The 6,043-nt window shown below is 64.0% G+C and carries 6 protein-coding genes and 1 pseudogene; all 7 read left to right on the top strand.

Annotated features, from left to right (window positions below; genetic code table 11):
- Positions 1–160 precede the first annotated feature (160 nt).
- Positions 161–547, top strand: coding sequence for a hypothetical protein (locus Q7O19_RS12760; RefSeq protein ID WP_303810879.1), 387 nt, complete (start codon positions 161–163; stop codon positions 545–547).
- 129 nt (positions 548–676) lie between these two features.
- The gene (locus Q7O19_RS12755) at positions 677–1,213 is read left to right on the top strand and encodes a F0F1 ATP synthase subunit delta (protein ID WP_303810878.1); all 537 of its coding nucleotides are present in this window, start codon (positions 677–679) and stop codon (positions 1,211–1,213) included.
- A 15-nt stretch (positions 1,214–1,228) separates the two neighbouring features.
- A complete protein-coding gene (gene atpA, locus Q7O19_RS12750; protein ID WP_303810877.1) occupies positions 1,229–2,758 on the top strand; it encodes a F0F1 ATP synthase subunit alpha in 1,530 nt (509 codons plus the stop codon).
- A gap of 51 nt (positions 2,759–2,809) precedes the next feature.
- The gene (locus Q7O19_RS12745; RefSeq protein ID WP_303810876.1) at positions 2,810–3,685 is read left to right on the top strand and encodes a F0F1 ATP synthase subunit gamma; all 876 of its coding nucleotides are present in this window, start codon (positions 2,810–2,812) and stop codon (positions 3,683–3,685) included.
- Between the two features lie 12 nt (positions 3,686–3,697).
- Complete coding sequence (gene atpD / locus Q7O19_RS12740; protein ID WP_303810875.1) at positions 3,698–5,146, top strand: F0F1 ATP synthase subunit beta; 1,449 nt, start codon at positions 3,698–3,700, stop codon at positions 5,144–5,146.
- A gap of 40 nt (positions 5,147–5,186) precedes the next feature.
- Complete coding sequence (locus tag Q7O19_RS12735) at positions 5,187–5,564, top strand: ATP synthase F1 subunit epsilon (protein WP_303810874.1); 378 nt, start codon at positions 5,187–5,189, stop codon at positions 5,562–5,564.
- Positions 5,565–5,737: 173 nt separating this feature from the next.
- Positions 5,738–6,043, top strand: a pseudogene (locus Q7O19_RS12730) (hypothetical protein); the annotation flags it as partial.

Here is a 6,043-nt window from a genome sequence, read left to right as displayed (position 1 = left end):
CCCCCCAGAAACTGGTAAGCGCCACCACGCCGGCGCCGACGTGAATGGCCAGAAAGATGGTGAACAGCCAGGGCATGGTGGGACGGCATCACTCCTGCGATTGGCACTGTTTGGCCACAGGATTTCGCGAGGGCAAGGGACAAGTTATCGTGGTTGGGTGATGACCGCCCTTAGCCTTGGCCTGCGCTACTCCGCCGGCGTGTTCGCCATCGCCTTTGCGCTGGGCACGATTCGCACGTTGAGGTTGGCGCCGGCGATTGGTGCCATCGCCGCCGTGGCGATAGAGGTGCCGCTGATTCTGGCGGTGAGTTGGTGGTGGGGCCGGCGTTTGCTGGCGCGGCAGCCGCTCAGCCTGGCGGGGCGAGCGGTGATGGGCGGCACGGCCTTTGTGTGGCTGATGCTGGCCGAGTTCGGGCTGGCATTTGCGTTCGGGCGGGCGCCGGGGGCGTATCTGGCGCCGTTCTTCACAGCAGACAGCCTGCTCGGGCTGTCCGGGCAGCTCGAGTTTGCGGCCTTGCCCCTCTTCATAAAGCCCGCCCGCCTCTAATGCTGCCTTGCAACATCGGCAGGCCCATGCTAGCCGCGCCACGCACACGGTGGACCTTGTTCATCGCGCCTTTTGTCATATCCGATTCAAAACGGGCCTGAAGCCTTGGACGCACAAATTTCATCAAGCGTGGCCACCGGCCTTTCCGGGCGCTATGCCCGTGCCTTGTTCGCGCTGGCGATCGAGGGCAAGGCGCTTGCCGCGGTTGAGGCCAGCTTGGCGACGCTGACCGAGGCGCTGGCCGAATCGGCTGATCTGACGGCGTTGACGTCTTCGCCGCTGGTCGATCGCGGCGCGGCGGGTGCCGCCGTTGCGGGTGTGGCCGATGGGCTGGGCCTTGATGGCCTGACCAAGAATTTCCTGGGCGTGCTTGCCGCCAATCGCCGGCTGGCCTTGCTGCCGGCGGTGATCCGCGATTTTGCCGCGCTGAACGCTGCCCGCAAGGGTGAAGTGACCGCCACCGTAACGGCAGCCCACAAGCTGACCGCGGCGCAGCAGAAGGCGTTGGGCGCCAAGTTGAAGGCCGGCATCGGCCGCGATTTGGCGCTGACCGTGAACGTTGATCCGTCCATCCTGGGCGGCCTGATGGTGCGCGTTGGCAGCCGCCTGATTGATTCGTCATTGAAGACCCGGCTCGACATGCTCGGCCAGGCACTCAAAGCTTAAAAGAGGACCACCCAGATGGACATCAATGCCGCTGAAATCTCGCGGATCATCAAGGACCAGATCGCCAATTTCGGTACCGAAGCGCAGGTTTCGGAAGTCGGCCAGGTGCTCAGCGTTGGCGACGGTATCGCCCGCGTGCATGGTCTGGACAATGTGCAGGCCGGTGAAATGGTCGAGTTCCCGGGTGGCATCAAGGGCATGGCCCTGAACCTAGAAGCCGATAACGTTGGTATAGTGATCTTCGGTTCGGACAGCGCCATCAAGGAAGGCGACACCGTCAAGCGCACCGGCACCATCGTCGACGTGCCGGTGGGCAAGGGCCTGCTGGGCCGCGTTGTCGATGGTCTGGGCAACCCGATCGACGGCAAGGGTCCGCTGGTGGACGTGACCCGCATGCGCGTGGAAGTAAAGGCGCCGGGCATCATCCCGCGTAAGTCCGTCCACGAACCGATGCAGACCGGCCTGAAGGCGCTCGACGCGCTGGTGCCGGTTGGCCGCGGCCAGCGCGAACTGATCATCGGTGATCGTCAGACCGGCAAGACCGCTGTCGCCATCGATACCTTCATCAACCAGAAGGGCGTGAACGCCGGCACCGACGAGAGCAAGAAGCTGTATTGCATCTATGTCGCCGTCGGCCAGAAGCGTTCGACCGTTGCGCAGATCGTGCGCGCGCTGGAAGAAAATGGCGCGATGGAATATTCGATCGTGGTCGCCGCCACCGCTTCGGAACCGGCCCCGCTGCAGTTCCTGGCGCCCTACACCGGCTGCACCATGGGCGAGTTTTTCCGCGACAACGGCATGCACGCCGTGATCGTGTATGACGATCTTTCCAAGCAGGCCGTTGCCTATCGCCAGATGTCGCTGCTGCTGCGCCGCCCGCCAGGCCGCGAAGCCTATCCGGGTGACGTGTTCTATCTGCACAGCCGCCTGTTGGAGCGCGCCGCCAAGATGAACGACGCCAACGGCAATGGCTCGCTGACGGCGCTGCCGATCATTGAAACCCAGGCGGGCGACGTTTCGGCGTACATCCCGACCAACGTGATTTCGATCACCGATGGCCAGATTTTCCTGGAAACCGAATTGTTCTACCAGGGCATCCGTCCGGCCATCAACGTCGGCCTGTCGGTGTCGCGCGTCGGTTCCTCCGCGCAGACCAAGGCGATGAAGAAGGTCGCCGGCTCGATCAAGCTGGAGCTGGCGCAGTATCGCGAAATGGCAGCGTTCGCGCAGTTCGGTTCGGATCTTGATGCCTCGACCCAGAAGCTGCTGAACCGCGGCAAACGCCTGACCGAGCTGCTGAAGCAGGGCCAGTATCAGCCGATGCCGTTCGAAGACCAGGTCGTGTCGATCTTTGCCGGCGTGAAAGGCTTCCTCGACAGCATCGATGCGACTGCCGTCACCCGCTTCGAAGCCGCGCTGCTCAGCCATGTGAAATCGGCCCATGCCGATGTGCTGGCCGACATCCGTGACAAGAAGGATCTTTCGGCTGACACCACCGCCAAGCTGAAGGACGTCATCGGCGCCTTCGTGAAGACCTTCGCGTAACAGCAATCTGTCGCCGGGGCGTTCGCACCCCGCCGACGATGAGAGAAGCAGATGCCCAGTCTCAAGTCTCTGAAAATGCGCATCAGTTCGGTGAAGTCGACGCAGAAGATCACCAAGGCCATGAAGATGGTTGCGGCGGCCAAGCTGCGCCGGGCGCAGGAAGCCGCCGAAGCTGCCCGCCCCTATTCGGTGCGGATGGCCGCCGTGATGGCGTCGCTCGCCAGCCGCGTGACGGTTGGCCCGGAAAGCCCGCGCCTGCTCGCCGGCACCGGCAAGGATCAGGTTCACCTGCTGGTGGTGTGCTCGTCGGAACGCGGCCTTGCCGGTGGTTTCAACAGCAACATCGCCAAGCTGGCCCGCCGCACGATGGATGAGCTGCTGGCGCAGAGCAAGACGGTCAAGCTGCTGTTCGTCGGCAAGAAGGCGCGCGCGCCATTCGCCCGCACACACAAGGATCTGATCGTCGGCACCGTCGACATGACCCACATCAAGAATGTTGGTTTTGCCGATGCCAAGAGCGTGGCCGACGAGGTGGTCGCCCGCTTCGAAGCCGGTGAGTTCGACGTCGCCCACCTGTTCTTCTCCACCTTCAAGTCGGCGCTGACTCAGGAGCCGACCCGGTTGCAGATCATCCCCGCTGCGCTGCCGGCTGGTGGCGCTGCCGGTGCCGATGCCTCGGTGGAATATGAGCCGGACGAGGAATCGATCCTGGCTGATCTGCTGCCCAAGAATCTGGCCGTGCAGGTGTTCCGCGCCTTGCTGGAAAATGCCGCGTCCGAACAGGGCAGCCGCATGACCGCCATGGACAGCGCCACCCGCAACGCCGGCGACATGATCAACAAGCTTTCCATCACCTACAACCGCACGAGACAGGCCGCGATCACCAAGGAATTGATCGAGATCATCTCGGGCGCCGAAGCCCTTTAAGGAGCACGCCTCATGGCCAATACCACCAACAATGTCGGCCGCATCAGCCAGGTGATCGGCGCCGTTGTCGACGTGACCTTCGAAGGCGAGCTGCCGGCCATTCTCTCGGCCCTCGAAAGCACCGTGAACGGCAACCGCCTCGTGCTGGAAGTTGCCCAGCACCTAGGTGAAAGCGCCGTGCGCTGCATCGCCATGGACGCCACCGACGGCATGGTGCGCGGCCAGGAAGTGACCGACACCGGCAGCCAGATCCGCGTTCCGGTCGGCCCGGCCACGCTGGGCCGCATCATGAACGTCATCGGTGAGCCGATCGACGAGCGCGGCCCGATCGATCAGACCAACACCGCCCCGATTCATGCCAAGGCCCCGGAATTCGTCGATCAGTCGACCGAATTGAGCATTCTGGTCACTGGCATTAAGGTCATCGATCTGCTGGCGCCTTACGCCAAGGGCGGCAAGATCGGCCTGTTCGGCGGCGCCGGCGTCGGCAAGACCGTGCTGATTCAGGAACTGATCAACAACATCGCCAAGGGCCACGGCGGCACCTCGGTGTTCGCCGGCGTGGGTGAGCGCACCCGCGAAGGCAATGATCTTTATCACGAATTCCTCGAAGCCGGCGTTATCGCGTCGGACGCGGATGGCAACGCCATCTCCGAAGGTTCGAAGGTCGCCCTGGTCTATGGCCAGATGAACGAACCGCCCGGCGCCCGCGCACGCGTCGCCCTGTCGGGCCTCACCATCGCCGAATATTTCCGCGACGTCGAAGGCCAGGACGTGCTGTTCTTCGTGGACAACATCTTCCGCTTCACCCAGGCCGGTTCCGAAGTGTCCGCTCTGCTCGGCCGCATCCCGTCGGCCGTGGGCTATCAGCCGACGCTCGCCACCGACATGGGCGCTCTGCAGGAGCGCATCACGTCGACCAACAAGGGTTCGATCACCTCGGTGCAGGCCATTTACGTGCCCGCCGACGATCTCACCGATCCGGCCCCGGCCGCGTCGTTCGCCCACTTGGACGCCACCACCGTGCTGAGCCGCGCAATCTCGGAAATGGGCATCTACCCGGCCGTCGACCCGCTCGATTCGACCAGCCGCGTGCTGGCCCCGCGCGTGGTGGGTGAAGAGCATTACGCCGTTGCCCGTTCGGTTCAGGAAGTGCTGCAGAAGTACAAGAGCCTGCAGGACATCATTGCCATTCTGGGCATGGATGAACTGAGCGAGGAAGATAAGCTGGTCGTGTCCCGCGCCCGCAAGATCCAGCGCTTCCTGTCGCAGCCGTTCCACGTCGCCGAAATCTTCACCGGTTCGCCGGGCGTGTTCGTGCAGGTGGAAGACACGATCAAGGGCTTCAAGGCCATCGTCGCCGGCGAATATGATCACCTGCCGGAAAACGCCTTCTACATGGTCGGCACCATCGAAGACGCCGTTGCCAAGGCCGCCAAGTTGGCGGCTGACGCGGCCTGATCCAACACCCCTCCCCAATGGGAGGGGAAGGGAACCGAACATGGCTGAATTGCTCGATTTCGAACTCGTCTCTCCGGAACGCCGCTTGGCAAAGGCCAAGGTGGCGATGGTTGTCGTGCCCGGCGTGGAAGGCGATTTTGGTGTGCTGCCCGGCCACGCGCCGATGATGTCCACCATCCGCCCCGGCGCGATTTCCATCCATGAAGCCGATGGTGGCCCCGCCACCATGCGGTTCTTCATCGACGGCGGCTTTGCCGAAGTGACGGAAACCGGCCTGACCATCCTCGCTGAAAAGGCCACCCCGGTGGCGGAGATCGACGTGGCGGCCGTGGCCACCCAACTGGCTGCTGCGCGCACCGCCGGCGACGATGCCGCCATCGCCCGCCTGGAAGCCATGCAGGCTGCCGTTACCAACTGATCCGGCGACCATCGCCATCGCACACGCCCCGCGCCGGATTATCGGCGCGGGGCGTTGTCATTCAGGGGGCAGCGAGCCGCGGCCACGCACAACGGTGATGCGATTTGCCGGTTTCCTGTGCCGGCAAAAGCGCCTAATCTGATGGGGTAATCCCGCTCGCGGAGCCGATATCCATGCGCCTGCCCTTGATCCTTCTCACCGTGGCAGTGGCGCTCCCTGCCCTGGCCCAGCAGCCGCCCGCCAACCCGACAACAGCGCCGCCCCGGCCGACCATGCTGAAGCCGGCCGATCTGCCCACCGGCGATGGCAGCCAGCCGCGCCAGCGCTTCTTGACGGTGTTCGACAACGAGGCCTGCCCCAAGCCCAGTTCCGTTGATGAAGTGGTGGTGTGCGCGCGCCTGCCGGGATCGGAAGTGTTCCGCATCCCGGAGCGGCTGCGCAAGGCCGAAACACGGCAGAGCGTGCTGACCCAGAACCGC

The organism is Sandarakinorhabdus limnophila DSM 17366, from assembly GCF_945882885.1.
Taxonomy (GTDB): domain Bacteria; phylum Pseudomonadota; class Alphaproteobacteria; order Sphingomonadales; family Sphingomonadaceae; genus Sandarakinorhabdus; species Sandarakinorhabdus limnophila_A.
Note: the sequence above shows the minus strand (reverse complement) of the source record. Positions and strands in the feature narration are given on the sequence as shown.